General features: G+C 65.7%; 16 protein-coding genes. 11 read left to right on the top strand and 5 right to left on the bottom strand.

Annotation, left to right across the window (positions count from 1 at the left end; genetic code table 11):
• Positions 1-2: 2 nt before the first annotated feature.
• From CH42_RS12420 to CH42_RS12405, 4 genes are all read left to right on the top strand, one after another.
• Entirely contained in the window at positions 3-1,460 is a 1,458-nt protein-coding gene (locus CH42_RS12420) for an amino acid ABC transporter substrate-binding protein/permease (protein WP_053353431.1), read from the top strand.
• Positions 1,457-2,230 (top strand): amino acid ABC transporter ATP-binding protein, encoded by a 774-nt coding sequence (locus CH42_RS12415; protein ID WP_053353430.1) that lies wholly within the window; start codon positions 1,457-1,459, stop codon positions 2,228-2,230. The genes CH42_RS12420 and CH42_RS12415 overlap by 4 nt, the downstream gene beginning before the upstream one ends.
• Before the next feature lie 219 nt (positions 2,231-2,449).
• A complete protein-coding gene (locus CH42_RS12410; RefSeq protein WP_053353429.1) occupies positions 2,450-2,770 on the top strand; it encodes a helix-turn-helix domain-containing protein in 321 nt (106 codons plus the stop codon).
• A gap of 116 nt (positions 2,771-2,886) precedes the next feature.
• Complete coding sequence (locus CH42_RS12405) at positions 2,887-3,120, top strand: DUF3046 domain-containing protein (RefSeq protein WP_204374544.1); 234 nt, start codon at positions 2,887-2,889, stop codon at positions 3,118-3,120.
• On the opposite strand, the gene CH42_RS12400 is transcribed toward CH42_RS12405, so the two are convergent.
• Entirely contained in the window at positions 3,117-3,776 is a 660-nt protein-coding gene (locus CH42_RS12400) for a CatA-like O-acetyltransferase (protein WP_053353427.1), read from the bottom strand. The genes CH42_RS12405 and CH42_RS12400 overlap by 4 nt on opposite strands.
• A 273-nt stretch (positions 3,777-4,049) precedes the next feature.
• Between CH42_RS12400 and recA the strand changes: the two genes are divergently transcribed.
• Together recA and CH42_RS12390 are read left to right on the top strand one after the other, a co-directional pair.
• Complete coding sequence (gene recA / locus CH42_RS12395) at positions 4,050-5,117, top strand: recombinase RecA (protein ID WP_053353426.1); 1,068 nt, start codon at positions 4,050-4,052, stop codon at positions 5,115-5,117.
• A 204-nt stretch (positions 5,118-5,321) separates the two neighbouring features.
• Entirely contained in the window at positions 5,322-5,954 is a 633-nt protein-coding gene (locus tag CH42_RS12390) for a regulatory protein RecX (RefSeq protein WP_162231089.1), read from the top strand.
• Positions 5,955-5,967: 13 nt separating this feature from the next.
• Here the strand turns inward: CH42_RS12390 and CH42_RS12385 are convergent, their stop codons facing one another.
• On the bottom strand, positions 5,968-6,786 hold the full coding sequence (locus tag CH42_RS12385) for a N5-glutamine methyltransferase family protein (protein WP_053353424.1): 819 nt from the start codon (positions 6,784-6,786) through the stop codon (positions 5,968-5,970).
• A 92-nt stretch (positions 6,787-6,878) separates the two neighbouring features.
• On the opposite strand from CH42_RS12385, the gene miaB reads away from it, so the two are divergent.
• From miaB to dapF, 4 genes are read left to right on the top strand one after another with little or no spacing between them, the layout of a single operon-like run.
• Positions 6,879-8,447: a tRNA (N6-isopentenyl adenosine(37)-C2)-methylthiotransferase MiaB gene (gene miaB / locus CH42_RS12380; protein WP_053353423.1), complete on the top strand. Its 1,569-nt coding sequence runs from the start codon at positions 6,879-6,881 to the stop codon at positions 8,445-8,447.
• Complete coding sequence (gene miaA, locus CH42_RS12375; protein WP_053353422.1) at positions 8,444-9,424, top strand: tRNA (adenosine(37)-N6)-dimethylallyltransferase MiaA; 981 nt, start codon at positions 8,444-8,446, stop codon at positions 9,422-9,424. Before miaB ends, miaA begins: the two co-directional genes overlap by 4 nt.
• Positions 9,425-9,427: 3 nt before the next feature.
• Complete coding sequence (locus CH42_RS12370) at positions 9,428-9,892, top strand: GNAT family acetyltransferase (RefSeq protein ID WP_053353421.1); 465 nt, start codon at positions 9,428-9,430, stop codon at positions 9,890-9,892.
• A gap of 10 nt (positions 9,893-9,902) precedes the next feature.
• Complete coding sequence (gene dapF / locus CH42_RS12365; protein WP_053353420.1) at positions 9,903-10,784, top strand: diaminopimelate epimerase; 882 nt, start codon at positions 9,903-9,905, stop codon at positions 10,782-10,784.
• 7 nt (positions 10,785-10,791) lie between these two features.
• On the opposite strand, the gene CH42_RS12360 is transcribed toward dapF, so the two are convergent.
• On the bottom strand, positions 10,792-11,406 hold the full coding sequence (locus CH42_RS12360; protein ID WP_053353419.1) for a class I SAM-dependent methyltransferase: 615 nt from the start codon (positions 11,404-11,406) through the stop codon (positions 10,792-10,794).
• An 86-nt stretch (positions 11,407-11,492) separates the two neighbouring features.
• On the opposite strand from CH42_RS12360, the gene hflX reads away from it, so the two are divergent.
• Entirely contained in the window at positions 11,493-13,070 is a 1,578-nt protein-coding gene (hflX, locus tag CH42_RS12355; protein WP_239684038.1) for a GTPase HflX, read from the top strand.
• 85 nt (positions 13,071-13,155) lie between these two features.
• On the opposite strand, the gene lipA is transcribed toward hflX, so the two are convergent.
• A complete protein-coding gene (gene lipA / locus CH42_RS12350; RefSeq protein ID WP_156316713.1) occupies positions 13,156-14,169 on the bottom strand; it encodes a lipoyl synthase in 1,014 nt (337 codons plus the stop codon).
• Between the two features lie 26 nt (positions 14,170-14,195).
• Positions 14,196-14,912, bottom strand: coding sequence for a lipoyl(octanoyl) transferase LipB (gene lipB / locus CH42_RS12345; RefSeq protein WP_082309420.1), 717 nt, complete (start codon positions 14,910-14,912; stop codon positions 14,196-14,198).
• Positions 14,913-14,964 lie beyond the last annotated feature (52 nt).

Raw genomic sequence — 14,964 nt, 5'->3', positions numbered from 1 at the left:
AAATGAAACGCTGGAACCGCGTGCGCGCGGGGCTCGCGGCGGGCTTTGCAGCGGTACTGCTGCTGGGAACCGCTGCAGCTGCGACGGCGGTCGCGCCGACTCAGGCCGAGGGGAAGACCTTCGTCATCGCGACCGATACGACGTTCGCGCCGTTTGAGTTCCGAGATCCGTCAACGGGTGATCTCGTCGGTATCGACATGGATCTGATCAACCAGATCGCTGAAGATCAGGGCTTCGACGTCGAGATCCGCTCGCTCGGGTTCCAGGCTGCGCTGTCCGCGCTGCAGTCGGGCCAGGCCGACGGCGTCATCGCCGGCATGTCCATCACCGACGAGCGCAAAGAGATCTTCGACTTTTCCGAGCCGTACTTCGAATCCGGCGTACAGATGGCGGTCGCCGCGAACAACTCGACCATCTCGAGCTACGAAGATCTCGAGGGTGAGACCGTCGTCGCGAAGTCGGGCTCGGAAGGGCTCGCTGAAGCCGAGAAGCTCTCCGGTGAGTACGGATTCACCGTGAAGGCACTGGACCAATCGGCGACGATGTACGAATCGGTCAAGAACCAGTCTGCGGTCGCGGTCTTCGACGATTACCCAGTGCTCGCCTACGGCATCACCCAGGGCAATGGTCTCAAGGTCGTGACCGACAAGATTCCGGGTGGCGAGTACGGCTTCGCCGTATCGAAGGGGAAGAACCCGGAACTGCTCGCCGCGTTTAACGATGGATTGGCAAAGCTGAAAGCCGACGGCGGCTACGACGACATTCTGAACACGTATCTCGGCGACACCGAGGCGACGTCGAGTGCCGGCGGAAACATCTTTGCCCTCGTGGGGCAGAGCTGGCCGGCGCTCTCGAAGGGCCTCTGGAACACCGTGTCCATCACCGTTGTCTCCTTCGTGATCGCGCTCATTCTCGGTCTCGTCTTCGGGTTCATGAAGATCTCCACCTCACGAATTCTGCGAGGGATTGCAAGCGTGTATGTCGCGGTCTTCCGCGGTACCCCGATTCTCGTCTGGGCATTCCTGTTCTACTTCGGTCTGCCGCAACTCACCGGAGCGCCGGGCAACGTCTTTATGGCGGGCGTTGCGACGCTCGCGTTGAACGCAGGCGCCTATCTGACGGAAATCGTGCGCGGCGGTCTGCAATCGGTCGACCCGGGCCAAATGGAAGCGGCACGGTCGCTGGGGCTCGGCTGGGGGCGTTCGATGCAGCGCGTTGTCATGCCGCAGGCCGTGAAGATGTCGATGCCTTCGATCATCAACCAGCTCGTCATCACGCTGAAAGATTCGTCGCTGCTGCTGACGATCGGATTCGCCGAGCTGCTGTACCAGGCGCAGCAGATCTACGCGGCGAACTTCCGCACCACCGAAATGCTCATCATCGTCGGTGTGATGTACTTCATCGTCATCACCCTGCTGACCTGGCTCGCGAACATCGTTGACAAGAAGGTGAACAAGTGACCGAGAGAATCGTGACCGAAAACCTCGTGACCCACAACGGAACGCCGGCGATCGCCGTCACCGGGCTGCGCAAGTCGTTTGGCAGCAATGAAGTGCTCAAAGGGATCGATTTGACGGTCGAGGTGGGGGAGGTGGTCTCTCTCATCGGCCCGTCGGGTTCGGGGAAGTCGACGATCTTGCGATGCCTGAACCGTTTGGAAGAGCCTTCCGGGGGGAGCGTCGTGGTGGGTGGCGTTGAGATCACCCAGGGCAACGTCGATATCAATGCCGTGCGTCAGCACATCGGAATGGTCTTCCAGCACTTCAACCTGTTTCCGAACATGACGGTGCTCGAAAACATCATGCTCGCGCCGGTCGATCTCAAGAAGAAGTCGAAAGCCGATGCCCGTGATGCTGCCCTCGCGCTGCTCGAGCGCGTCGGCCTCGCCGAGAAGGCCGATGCGCGGCCCGCTTCGTTGTCCGGTGGACAGAAGCAGCGCGTCGCCATCGCCCGCGCGCTGGCGATGGAGCCGAAGATCATGCTCTTCGACGAGGCGACATCGGCGCTCGACCCCGAGATGGTGGGGGAGGTGCTGCAAGTCATCCGTGACCTTGCCGCCTCGGGCATGACGATGGTGCTGGTGACCCACGAGATGGGTTTCGCTCGCGAAGTCTGCGATCGAGTGGTGTTCATGGCAGACGGCGTTGTCGTCGAATCGGGGCAGCCGGAAGCCGTGTTCGGAAACCCGCAACAGCCGAGAACTCAGGAGTTCTTGTCGAAGGTGCTCTAGCACTCGAGCTGTGAATCGGTGATGCACAAGCTGGATCTTCGCTGAACTTGAGTCGCCTTGACTCAAGTTCAGCGAGATTTCAGGAATACAACGGTTATGCTCGGAGTTGTTCACAGTACGGCGATCGAAATTCGGTCGGCGCACTCGCAGCGACAATCCTGTCGTTCTGCGGGTATGGTGGAGGCACGACTCGGGTTGTGCACGTAAAGGAGGGTTCACATGGTGCTGATGCGTCAAGAGATCGGCGACGTACTACGTGACTTCCGGTTGCAGAAGGGCCGCACGCTGCGTCAGGTAGCGGGCGAGGCCAGTGTCGCACTCGGGTACCTCAGCGAGGTCGAGCGCGGTCAGAAGGAGGCGTCCAGTGAGATTCTCGCTGCCGTCGCCGATGCGCTGGATACGCCGCTGTCGGTCATTATGGGCGAAGTGAGCGAGCGACTCGCGGTGGTCGAGGGGCTGTCGCTCCCGATGGTTCACCGGGTGCCCGACACTGTGCCAGCGGAATTGGTCTCGGGCTTCGCGCCCGAATTGGTGTCTTAGTTCGTGCGTATGGATTGCGCCCGGAGCACCGCGCCGGATAGCGCCCGCCCCCATCGGGGCGGGCGCTTCGCTGTGCTCAGGGTTGGTCATGGTCGCGAAAGAGCACGCACGTGCGCATGAGTGAGTTCCGCCGGGCGTGCCGCGCGGAGTTCGGGTCGGAGTATGCGCCGATCCTGCTGCGAGATCACTGGCTCTCGGTACTCGGGGGGACGGCTGACGAGGCGATCGCGCGCGGCGTGTCCCCTCGCGCGGTGTGGGATGCGCTCTGCGCCGACCTGCAAGTTCCTGTGGCGCGCAGACACGGCCGCGGACTCCCTGATCCGCGAGGCGAAGCTGGTCGCGCGCTTTAGAGGCCGTTCAGCCAGTCGGGCTGAGCGAATCGTTCACTGATGTCTGCCAGCAGGCGGCCGCTGTGAAGACCGTCTGCTGCAGCGTGGTGCACCTGCAATGCGAGCGGGAGCAATACGCGGCCATCACGTTCCGCATATCTGCCCAGCGTGAAAATGGGTGCCAGGTGCTGCGTGCTCTTCGGAATGCTCAGTGCAAACGACGTAAAGCTCGCCCACGGCAGGCTGGAAATGTCGAAGGTGTTCGGCGGGGTGTCGTGCTGAGGAAACATCTGGGTGGCGCGAGATGCGCGATCGATGAGTTCGCTCGCGCGATCGTGAAACTCGGTGAAGTCGCGGGAGTAGGGCGCCCAAACTGCGCTGAACGTCTCTCGCTCCGGGTTGAGCACGGTGAACATGGGGTGCGTGCACTCCCAGATCGCGGGGGCGCCTGAAGCCATCGCAGTCATGCGGAACGGGTCGTGGCGCTGCACGGCATCGGAGATGGCCCAGATCTGAGCGGCGTATGCGCGCTTCCGGTACGCGCGTGTCGCGGCGACGAATTCGGTGACATCGACCTCGACGGTGATGGCGTAGCTGCAAGGAACCCGCGAAAAGTAGTGTTCAAAGGCTTCGCGGCGGGGCCAGTGCTCGAGGTCGATCGGTACGGCGGTATCCATGCTTCATTGTCCCAGGGGGTACCGGCGGTCGGGTGCGGCGGACACGCCGTGCACATATTCGAAACTGTGTTCGAATGGTGTTATGTTCGTCCACAGGTGGTTGTGTGCACGTATTCATCCACAGTTCCGTCAAACTGAGCTCGAATGTCGGTGGCGGAATCTAGGGTAATCAGCACACGGCACCCAACGCCTTGTCTGCCCCAATCGGGGCCGAGACAGTATGCAGGCACCACCACCCAGCGGCTCGCCGCGCAGATGAAAAGGAACCCAGCCATGGCAGCACCGAAAGATCGCGAGAAGGCCCTTGAAGCAGCACTCGCGCAGATCGACAAGAACTTCGGCAAGGGCGCGATCATGCGCATGGGCAGTCAGGAGCGCGCGCCGGTCGAGGTGATTCCCACGGGCTCGGTCGCACTCGATGTCGCCCTCGGTATCGGAGGCATCCCGCGCGGCCGTATCGTCGAGATCTACGGCCCGGAATCTTCGGGCAAGACCACGCTGACGTTGCACGCAATCGCGAACGCGCAGCGAGCCGGAGGCATCGCTGCGTTCGTCGATGCCGAGCATGCGCTCGACCCCGAGTATGCGAAGAAGCTGGGTGTCGACATCGATGCACTGCTCGTGGCACAGCCCGATACGGGTGAGCAGGCGTTGGAGATCGCAGACATGCTGATCCGGTCAGGCTCGGTCGACCTGGTCGTCATCGACTCGGTTGCGGCGCTCGTGCCGAAGGCCGAGATCGAGGGCGAGATGGGCGACGCACATGTCGGTCTGCAGGCTCGACTCATGTCGCAGGCCCTGCGCAAGATCACCGGTAGCCTCAGCGCGACGAAGACGACCGCGATCTTCATCAACCAGCTCCGCGAGAAGGTCGGGGTCTTCTTCGGCAGCCCAGAGACGACCTCAGGCGGTAAAGCACTGAAGTTCTACGCGTCGGTGCGACTCGATATCCGCCGTATCCAGACTCTGAAAGACGGTACTGACGCGGTCGGCAACCGCACGCGCGTCAAGGTCGTCAAGAACAAGATGGCGCCGCCCTTCAAGCAGGCGGAGTTCGACATTTTGTACGGCATCGGCATCTCGCGTGAAGGTTCGCTAATCGATTACGGTGTCGAGCAGGGCCTCATCAAGAAGAGCGGCGCCTGGTTCACCTATGACGGAGACCAGCTGGGCCAGGGCATGGAGAACGCTCGTCGCTTTCTGATCAATAACCCTGATATCGCGCTCGAGATCGAAGAAAAGATCCTGACGAAGCTGGGCGTGAACGGGCGCAAGGAAGAGACTCCTGCGGAGCCCGCCGCTGCGGCGAATGCAGCTCCCGAACAACGGGCGAGCGCGTAGCCCATGGCCGTGCGCTTCTTGCCTCCGTCTGACGCGGAGCGCCCGCGTCAGACGGAGGACCGAGGTGACCTCGCCGAGGTGATCGAGCTACGCTCACAGCTGCGGCGCCCTGATCGGGTTGCCGCCGCCTCACCGGAAGCGGCAGAGCCGCGCACGGGGGGCGAGCCTACGGTGTCACAGGATCGTGCTGATTCCGAGGCGACGATGGGGACGCGACCGATCGTTCGTGCGGATTTCGGAGGCGTCGCGTCGCTGCTGCAGACCTCGCTTGAGGAGTCGGCGGCCACTGAAACCGCGAGCGTGCCCGACCTCGACGACGAGCCCGAGAAGCCGATGCGTACTGCGCATGAAGACGGCGTGCGCGTGCTCGGCCGGCGAGCGCGCTCCAGCGGGGAGCTCCGCGCGGAGCTCATGCGACTCGAGCACGATGCAGATGAGATCGAAACGGTGATTGACGAGTTCACCCGCAGTCTGTATCTCGATGACCTCGATCTGGCCCGCGCGCTCACGGAGAAGCTGCGTGACGCGAAAGGGGCGAGTCGCTCCCAGATTCGGGTCAAACTGAGAGCCCGCAAACTCCCCGATGATGCCATCGAAGCGGCTCTCGGTGAGCTTGACGTCGATCAGGAATTCGAGCTGATGCGCGAGACAGCGAGGCAACGAGCGGCGAAACTCGGTGGGTTGGAGCAGCACGTCGCCGAACGCCGACTGCTCGGCTTCCTCGCTCGACGAGGCTGGTCGGGTGAGCCCGCGATGCGCGCGGCGCGCGAAGCACTCGAAGGGTCACGCCGAGCTTCGCGAGGCTCGAGGGGTGGGTCTGGCGTGCGGTTCCACTGACCGGTGCCAGCGTTCAGCGTAGGAGCGTGGCCCCCAGTACGCAGGTGTGCCCGTCGCTCGCGTTGTGTTGCGTCGCCGCGTAGCCGTTTCGCGCGGCGAATTCGGCCGCCGCATCGAACTGCTCGACGTGCAGCTCGATCAGCAGGGTCCCCGCCTCCAGCTCACGTGCATCCTCGATCAGTCGGCGCACGTGATCCAACCCATCAACGCCGGCAGTCAACGCGGTGCGCGGTTCATACTCGGATGCTTCTCGCGGCAAGAGGGCGAGCGCGTCGTCCGGTACGTACGGCGGCACCGCCGCAATCACATCAATCCGTTGATCGCATTGCCGAAGCAGCGTCGACAGCCCGTCGCTGACGCGCGCCTGCCCATCCGGTCCGAGGTTCACCGATGCATGAGCGACGGCGCGTGCATCATGATCGACCGCCCACACTGCAGTGCTCGGACATGCGCGTGCCACCGACGTCGCGATGGGAGCGACCCCGCAATAGGCCTCTACAAAGACAGTCGATACACCAGCGCGTGCCACTCGCTGCACCCGCTCGACGGCGAGCGACGCCAGAAAGAGCGAACGCTGACGCGGCACGAACTCGCCTGGGCCGACCGACAGTCGGAGGCCGCCGAAATCGACCCACCCCACCAAAGGCTCGAGAGGCTCACCCGCGGCCCGGCGTCGCTCCATCGATTCGAGCAGACGCCAGTCACCCGCTGCCCGTTCCAGAAGGATTTCGGCTTCTTGCTCGGCGAAGACGCTGCCGGCGGCCCGCAGCCGCGCGGTCACCCGCTCGTGCGACCAATGCTCCGCTGCTGCGGCATCAGAGGAACTCGGCATGCGTCGAGTGTACGCGCGCACCGGAGATGATCTCGCGGGTACCGCCCGCGCCCGTCAGGGAAGGCGCCGAGCCCGTGAGTACACTGAATCCCATGAGTTCCGCCCTTGCCGACCCCATCGAAATCGCTCCGTCGCCAGCCGCATTGCGCAGCGACGGCACGCGACGGAGCTTCACGGTGCGCACGCTCGGCTGCCAGATGAACGTCCATGATTCCGAGCGCCTGTCGGGTTCTTTGGAGGCCGCGGGGTACGTCGAGGCCGAGCGCGCAGACGACGCCGATGTCGTCGTCATCAACACCTGCGCCGTGCGTGAAAACGCGGCCAACAAGCTCTACGGCAATCTCGGGTACCTGGCTGGGGTAAAGCGCGAACGCGACGGCATGCAGATCGCCGTGGGTGGGTGTCTGGCTCAAAAAGACCAGGGCACGATCGTTGAAAAGGCGCCCTGGGTTGACGTGGTCTTCGGCACCCACAACATGGGGTCGCTGCCGGCTCTCCTTGAGCGCGCACGCCACAATGCCGAAGCGCAGGTCGAGATTCTCGAGTCGCTCGAGGTCTTCCCGTCGACACTGCCGACGAAGCGCGATTCGGCGTCGAGCGGTTGGGTGTCCATCTCGGTCGGGTGCAACAACACGTGCACGTTCTGCATCGTTCCCTCCTTGCGCGGTAAGGAGAAAGACCGCCGCCCCGGCGACATTCTCGCCGAGGTGCAGGCGCTCGTCGACGATGGTGCGATTGAAGTCACGCTGCTCGGCCAGAACGTCAACACGTACGGCGTCGAGTTCGGCGACCGTGGAGCGTTCGCGAAGCTGCTGCGCGCGATGGGAGATATCGAGGGGTTGGAGCGCGTGCGCTTCACGAGCCCGCACCCCGCGGCGTTCACCGACGACGTGATCGATGCGATGGCCGAGACCCCCAATGTGATGCCAGTGCTGCATATGCCGCTACAGTCAGGCTCCGACACGATTCTGAAGGCGATGCGCCGCTCCTACCGGTCGAAGAAGTTCTTGGGGATCCTCGACGCCGTGCGAGAGCGCATTCCGCACGCTGCGATCACTACCGACATCATCGTCGGCTTCCCCGGAGAGACCGAGGAAGACTTCGCCGACACGCTCCGTGTGGTTGAGCAGTCGCGATTCGCCAGCGCTTTTACGTTCCAGTACTCGATTCGCCCGGGCACTCCCGCGGCCGAGATGGACGGGCAACTGCCGAAGGCCGTGGTGCAAGAGCGGTACGAGCGGCTGCACGCGCTGCAGGAGCACCTCTCGTTCGAAGAGAATCAGGCGCAGATCGGTCGCACGGTCGAAGTGCTGGTCTCGGCCGGCGAGGGCAAGAAAGACGCGGCGACTCGCCGGCTCTCCGGGCGCAGCGAAGACAACCGCCTGGTGCACTTCGCCGTTCCCGAGGGTGCAGACGAACCTCGCCCGGGCGACGTGGTGCGCGTCGAGGTGACATCGGCGGCTCCGCACTTCGTCATTGCGGATTCCGGCCTCCCGACTGAATCCGGCGTCGCAGGCACGTACGCTGTGCGTCGAACGCGCGCGGGCGACGCCTGGGATCGCCGGCAGGCCGAGAGCTGCGGCGTGCCGGCAGCGCCGGCCTCGGGCGACACGGCGCCCCGCGTAGTGAGCCTCGGGCTTCCCGCGATCCGCACGCGATGATCGCGCCGCAAGACGCTGCTTCACCGCGTCTCTGGGCGATCGTCGGGGCAACCGGCACCGGCAAGTCCGCGCTCTCGCTCGACCTCGCTGAACGGCTTGCCGCATCGGGGGTGCGCGCGGAGATCGTCAATGCCGATTCCATGCAGGTGTATCGCGGAATGGATATCGGCACAGCGAAACTGCCACCCGGTGAGCGCCGGGGGATCCCGCATCATTTGTTCGACGCGCTCGAACCCCGAGACGAGGCGACGGTCGCCTGGTATCAGCCCCGGGCCCGCAGCGTGATCGAGGAGATTCACGCGCGCGGTGCCGATGCGGTCCTGGTCGGCGGATCGGGGCTGTACGTCTCAAGCGTGCTCTTCGACTTCCAGTTTCCGCCCCGCGATGACGCGTTGCGCGCCGCACTGGAGGCCGAACTGGCAGAAGACGGCGTGCAGGTGCTGGTTGAACGGTTGCGCGCGCATGACGCGGCGGTAGCCGATGCGGTCGACATACGAAACCCGCGTCGGGTCGTGCGGGCGCTTGAGGTCGCGCTGCTCGGTGGAGATGCGCAGGTCACGCTGCCAGCGGAGCCGAAACTCTGGCACGATGGTGCGCCCGGTGCGACCCGCATCGTCGGGGTGCGCGCGGAACGAGCGAATCTCGTCGAGCGGCTCGACCGACGCGTCGAGCAGATGTGGACCGAGGGTATTGTCGACGAGGTGCGCGGCTTGCTGCCCCACGGGATCGCCGAAGGGCCGACCGCCTCGCGCGCGATCGGCTACGCGCAGGCGCTGGCGCAGCTCGAAGGTCGCCAGACGCAGGGCGACGCCATCGCCGAGACGCAGGTGCTGACCCGGCGCTATGCGCGCCGCCAGGTGAGCTGGTTCAAACGCTACCCCGCGGTCGAATGGGTGGAAGCGGGGGAGCTTCCGCGATCCTGCACTGCCTCGGCCCCCGCACACCCGCCGAGATCAGCACCTGACCGCGAGGAGTGACGCATGACGAACCTTCCCCAATCGACCGTGAGTGAAACACCGCAGATCCGCGCCTGCGCAGACGACGATCGCGACGCCGTGATTGGGCTGTGGGAGGCAGCCGGGCTCACCCGTCCGTGGAACGACCCGCACGCTGATTTCGCCCGCAAACGACTCGTGCAGCCGGAACTCTTTTTGGTCGCGGTCGACGGCGGAACGATCACCGGAACGGTCATGGCCGGCTATGACGGGCACCGCGGGTGGTTGTACTACCTCGCAACCGATCCGGCACGTCGCGGCGCCGGGATCGGGTCGTCGCTCGTGCGCGAGGCCGAGCGTCGCCTCGTCGAGATGGGATGCCCGAAAGTGCAGCTCATGGTGCGTCCCGACAACTCCGGCGTGATCAGTTTCTATGAGGGCCTGGGCTACGGCGAGGGCGAAGTGCTGCTGCTCGGCAAGCGCACGATCGAGGACGCACCACCCGCGTAAACTGGGCGGTATGGCGACGCTCGCATTCACCAAGGGACACGGCACTGGCAACGACTTCGTGCTCTTCACCGACCCCGATGGCGAACGGGCGTTGACCCCGGAGCAGATCCGCTTTCTGTGTGATCGCCGGTTCGGTATCGGTGCTGATGGCGTGATTCGCGCCGTGCGCTCGCGGGCACTGCCCGAGGGTGCCGCGATCCTCGCCGAAGAGCCCGATGCCGAGTGGTTCATGGATTACTGGAACGCCGACGGTACGCCGGCCGAGATGTGCGGCAACGGCGTGCGGGTCTACGCGCACTACCTCATCTCGGAAGGGCTCGTTGCGCCCGAGCGCCGCGACACCCTCCCGATCGGCACGCGCGCGGGCGTGAAAGACGTGCTGGCCGGAGTTTCGGGGTACACGGTCGACCTGGGGCGCTGGCGGCTCGCAGGTGAACGCCTGGTCGCCGCGCGGGGGCTCGACGTGGCGCGACCGGGGCTCGGTATCGACCTCGGCAATCCGCATGTCGTGACGGCGCTGGCGGATCCCGCGGAGCTCGAGGGGCTCGACCTTGCGCGGGTGCCCGCGCTCGACCCGGTGCCCGCCGACGGTGCGAACGTCGAGTTCGTCGTGCCCGAAGAACCGCTGATCCAAGACGGGGTTGCGCGCATTCGCATGCGTGTTCACGAGCGCGGCGTCGGCGAGACGCTGTCGTGCGGCACCGGCACCGCGGCAGCTGCACTCGCGTTCCGCCACTGGGGTGGCGAGGGCATGCCCAACCACTGGCGCGTCGACGTTCCGGGCGGCCGGTTGGCCGTGCGGATGTTTCCAACGGAAGAGGGCGAGCACGTGTCGCTCAACGGGCCGGCAGAGCTCGTCTACTCGGGCGAGATCGAACTGCCCGACGCCTGACGCGCGTTTAGCGCTCGATACGGATGATGTGGAAGCCCTTGTCGCGGGCCGCCCGCTCCACCTCGAGTCCGGTGAACTCCTCGGCGATCCAGCGCTGCAGCGAATCCGCTCCGAGATGCTTCGCAACCACGAGGTGAGCGAAGCCGCCCTCGTCTAAGCGCGGCAGCCAGGTGCGCAGAATGTCGTGCAGGGCCTCCTTGCCCACACGGATGGGCGGGTTCGACCGAATCTCACCGAAGCGCAGATCGGCCGGCACCTCATCGGGTGCGGCAACATGCACATTCGTGAGCCCGAGACGAGTGACGTTGCGGCGAGTGAGCTCGCGCGAGCGCTCGTTCACATCGATCGCCCACACGTCGCGCTCAGGCGATTCGAGTGCGGCGTCGAGCGCGATCGGGCCCCAGCCGCAGCCGACGTCGAGCACCGGTGCTGCGCCCGCGCGGCCGAGGGTTTCGGCCGCGGGCAGCTCGCGGAGCAGAATCGCCGTGCCTCGATCGAGTTGCTCGGGGCTGAAGACGCCGCCGGCGGTGAGCACGGTGCGGGTCGCGCCCGCGAGTTCGACCTCGATCTCGCGGGGTCGGAAGTCGCCATCGGGTGCTGCGGAGAAGTAGTGCTGCGTCACGTGACCAGTATCCCAGCCCGAAGTGGGATGCGCCGACGGCGAACGCGCGACGCGCCCGGGCGCACGCCGCGTACACTTGAGGTCAGATGACGAAACGTAGTGCAGAAGATGCAGGCCTCGCAGTCGAGGACGCTCCCGTGACCGGCGAGCGCGAAACCACCCCCGCCGACTCGGTCGATCCGCTCGACCGAGTGCTGGCGCGCGCCCGCGCGACGGGCTCCGCCACGGTGATCCGCGATCTGACGAGCGGCGCGCAGGCGCTCGGCGATGCCGCGCACGACGAGCTCGGAGCGAACCTCGACGCGATTCGCATGGAGCGCGAAGATCGCGCCTCCCTGAAACGCGTCGTCGGGCTCTCGACCGAGCTCGAAGATGTCACCGAGGTCGAGTATCGCCAACTGCGGCTCGAGAACGTCGTGCTTATCGGCGTCTACTCCCAGCGCACGACCGATGACGCAGAGAATTCGCTGCGAGAGCTCTCGGCGCTCGCCGAGACCGCGGGCGCCCGAGTGCTCGACGGACTGCTGCAGCGCCGTGCGAACCCCGATCCGGCGACGTATCTCGGCAAAGGCAAGGCCCAGGAGCTGGCAGAACTCGTCGCGGCCGTCGGAGCCGATACGGTCATTGCCGACACGGAGTTGGCCCCCAGCCAGCGCCGCGCGCTCGAAGACGTGGTGAAGGTGAAGGTGATCGACCGCACCGCGGTGATTCTCGACATTTTCAGCCAGCACGCGAAGAGCCGCGAAGGTAAGGCGCAGGTCGAACTCGCTCAGCTGCAGTACCTGCTGCCGCGACTGCGCGGGTGGGGCGAGTCGATGTCTCGCCAGGCCGGCGGCCAGGTCGGATCGGCAGGCGCGGGCATGGGATCGCGCGGGCCGGGTGAGACCAAGATGGAGCTCGACCGACGCAAGATTCACACGCGCATGTCGAAGCTGCGCAAGCAGATCGCCGGCTTCGCCCCCGCGCGCGAGGCGAAGCGCGCGAACCGCAAGCGCGGCGAAGTGCCGTCGGTTGCCATCGCCGGGTACACGAACGCGGGCAAGTCGAGCCTGTTGAACCGATTGACCGGCACCCAGGAGCTGGTACAGAATCAGCTGTTCGCGACGCTCGATACGGCGATCCGCCACGCCGAGACCGCGGATGGCCGCACGTTCACCTACGCCGACACGGTCGGGTTCGTGCGCAACCTGCCGCATCAGCTCGTCGAGGCATTCCGATCGACGTTCGAAGAGGTGGGCGACGCCTCGGTGATCTTGCACATCGTCGACGGATCGCACCCCGACCCCGAAGCGCAGCTGCGCACCGTGCGCGACGTCATCTCCGAGGTCGACGCGCAAGACATTCCCGAGCTCGTCGCCTTCAACAAAGCCGATCTGCTCGATGATTCGCAGCGGTTGGTGCTGCACGGCCTCGTGCCCGATGCGGTGTTCGTGTCGGCGCGCACGGGTGAGGGAATCGAGGAGCTGCAGCGGCGCATCGATGCGGCTCTGCCGGTTCCGGATCGCGAGGTCACGGTCATCGTGCCCTACAACCGCGGAGATCTCGTCGCCGAACTGCACGAGCGCAACCGCGTGCTCGAGACGGAGTACGTGGAGGCGGGCACCCGGGTGCGCGCCTACATCACCGCCGAGATGGCGTCGAAGATCGAACCGTATCTGATCTAGGAGCGTGTGTTCCGGGCGCCGACTGCAGCGCGGCGCCCCGAACACACGTTTCGCCGTTGTCTCGACGCGTTCCCGTGTGGCAGCGTTACACCGAGCCGACGGCCGAAGCGCCGATCGCCTGCGGGTAGGAGGCGGGGGCACGCTCGGTCAGGTGTCGCAGTGCCTCGGGCACCGGCCGACCCTGGGCCTGCATCGTCTGCGCCCAGAGCCGACCGGCGCGGTACGACGAACGCACGAGCGGGCCGGCGAGTACCCCGTCGAATCCGAGCGACTCCGCCTCTTGCTGCAGCTCGACGAATTCTTCTGGCCGCACCCATCGGTCGATCGGGTGGTGCAGCGACGATGGGCGCAGGTACTGCGTCAGCGTGATGATGTCGCACCCGGCGTCGCGCAACTCGACCATGGTGTCGGTGATCTCGGCGCGGGTCTCGCCCATGCCGAGAATGAGGTTGGATTTCGTCACCATGCCGGCATCGCGGGCGAGCGTGATGACGCCGAGTGAGCGCTCGTAGCGGAACCCCGGTCGGATGCTGCGGAAGATACGCGGAACGGTTTCGAGGTTGTGCGCGAACACCTGTGGAGCGGCCTCGAAGACCTGCGCCAGATCTTCGGGTCGCCCGCCCAGGTCGTCGGCGAGCACCTCGACGCCGGAGCCCGGATTGAGTTCGTGAATCTGCCGGATCGTCTCGGCGTACAGCCACGCTCCGGTATCGGGCAGGTCATCGCGCGTCACGCCCGTGATCGTCGCGTACTTCAATCCCATGGTGCGCACCGACTCGGCGACGCGGCGCGGCTCGTCGCGGTCGAGCGGCAGCGGTTTGCCGCTCGTGATCATGCAGAAGTCGCACCGACGCGTGCAGATTGACCCGCCGATGAGGAAGGTCGCCTCGCGATCTTCCCAGCACTCGAACACGTTCGGGCACCCCGCCTCTTGGCAGACGGTGTGGAGCTTCTCGCTGGCGACGAGGTTGCGCACCTCTTGATACTCGGGGCCCAGTCGTGCGCGGGTCTTGATCCACTCGGGCTTCTTCTCGATGGGCGTCTCGGCATTGCGTGCCTCGATGCGCAACAGCTTGCGACCCTCGGGCTCCGGGCGCACGCCGGTCGAGGGGAGGCGCCGCACGCTCATGCGATGAGCTCCGCGATTGCCTCGATCACGAGTGGGTACAGGATCGGGGCGACTTCGGCCGGCCGCACCGTGCGCCCGGCGAGCGCGCTGATGGTGGTCACTCCGGCATCGCGAATGCCGCACGGTACGAACTGCGTGAACGGGGCAAGATCGTTACTGCAGTTGATGGCGAGGCCGTGCGTGATGACTCCGGCCCGCGCATGCAGGCCGATTTGGGCAACCTTCGCCGGGGGATCGGCCGGTGCCGTCGCGTCGCACCACACACCGGAACGCCCCTCCACGCGGTACCCGTCAACGCCGAGCGCGTCGAGTGTGGCGATAATGGCGGTCTCGAGCGAGCGGACGAGATCGACCACGCCGGCTCCCGGCCGCAGCCGTACGATCGGGTAGGCAACGAGCTGCCCCGGTCCGTGCCAGGTGACCCGGCCGCCGCGGTCGACTGGGACGACAGGCGTACCGTCGGGGGGGTACTCGTCGCGGTCAGCGCGTCTGCCAGCCGTGTAGACCGCGGAATGCTCGAGCAGCAGGAGCGTGCCGGAGTCGGCGCCGCGGGTCACCCGTTCCGCCGCTGCGGCCTGCAGGCGGAGTCCGTCGGCGTACTCCACGAAGTCTGGCGCGAGGCCAATGACGTCCACGCGGGGTGGTGTTCCGAATCGGGCGACGGCGTGCGGCGATGCGGAGGAGGTCGCAGGTGCTGCAGCGATGCTGGACATGCGAACAGATTAGATACACTCGGTACAACAAATCAAATCGCGTGAAAAAGGC

Source organism: Leucobacter musarum subsp. musarum, assembly GCF_001273845.1.
In the GTDB taxonomy this organism is placed as follows: domain Bacteria; phylum Actinomycetota; class Actinomycetes; order Actinomycetales; family Microbacteriaceae; genus Leucobacter; species Leucobacter musarum.
The sequence above is the reverse complement of the archived record's forward strand: the minus strand, read 5'-3'. Positions and strand labels throughout refer to the sequence as shown.

What these genes read in the sequence shown, in the direction of transcription:
- CH42_RS12420 (WP_053353431.1), top strand. Translation starts at nt 3, where the DNA reads ATGAAACGCTGGAACCGCGTGCGCGCGGGGCTCGCGGCGGGCTTTGCA.
- CH42_RS12410 (WP_053353429.1), top strand. Translation starts at nt 2,450, where the DNA reads ATGGTGCTGATGCGTCAAGAGATCGGCGACGTACTACGTGACTTCCGG.
- CH42_RS12405 (WP_204374544.1), top strand. Translation starts at nt 2,887, where the DNA reads ATGAGTGAGTTCCGCCGGGCGTGCCGCGCGGAGTTCGGGTCGGAGTAT.
- CH42_RS12400 (WP_053353427.1), bottom strand. Translation starts at nt 3,776, where the DNA reads ATGGATACCGCCGTACCGATCGACCTCGAGCACTGGCCCCGCCGCGAA.
- recA (WP_053353426.1), top strand. Translation starts at nt 4,050, where the DNA reads ATGGCAGCACCGAAAGATCGCGAGAAGGCCCTTGAAGCAGCACTCGCG.
- CH42_RS12390 (WP_162231089.1), top strand. Translation starts at nt 5,322, where the DNA reads ATGGGGACGCGACCGATCGTTCGTGCGGATTTCGGAGGCGTCGCGTCG.
- CH42_RS12385 (WP_053353424.1), bottom strand. Translation starts at nt 6,786, where the DNA reads ATGCCGAGTTCCTCTGATGCCGCAGCAGCGGAGCATTGGTCGCACGAG.
- miaB (WP_053353423.1), top strand. Translation starts at nt 6,879, where the DNA reads ATGAGTTCCGCCCTTGCCGACCCCATCGAAATCGCTCCGTCGCCAGCC.
- miaA (WP_053353422.1), top strand. Translation starts at nt 8,444, where the DNA reads ATGATCGCGCCGCAAGACGCTGCTTCACCGCGTCTCTGGGCGATCGTC.
- CH42_RS12370 (WP_053353421.1), top strand. Translation starts at nt 9,428, where the DNA reads ATGACGAACCTTCCCCAATCGACCGTGAGTGAAACACCGCAGATCCGC.
- dapF (WP_053353420.1), top strand. Translation starts at nt 9,903, where the DNA reads ATGGCGACGCTCGCATTCACCAAGGGACACGGCACTGGCAACGACTTC.
- hflX (WP_239684038.1), top strand. Translation starts at nt 11,493, where the DNA reads ATGACGAAACGTAGTGCAGAAGATGCAGGCCTCGCAGTCGAGGACGCT.
- lipB (WP_082309420.1), bottom strand. Translation starts at nt 14,912, where the DNA reads ATGTCCAGCATCGCTGCAGCACCTGCGACCTCCTCCGCATCGCCGCAC.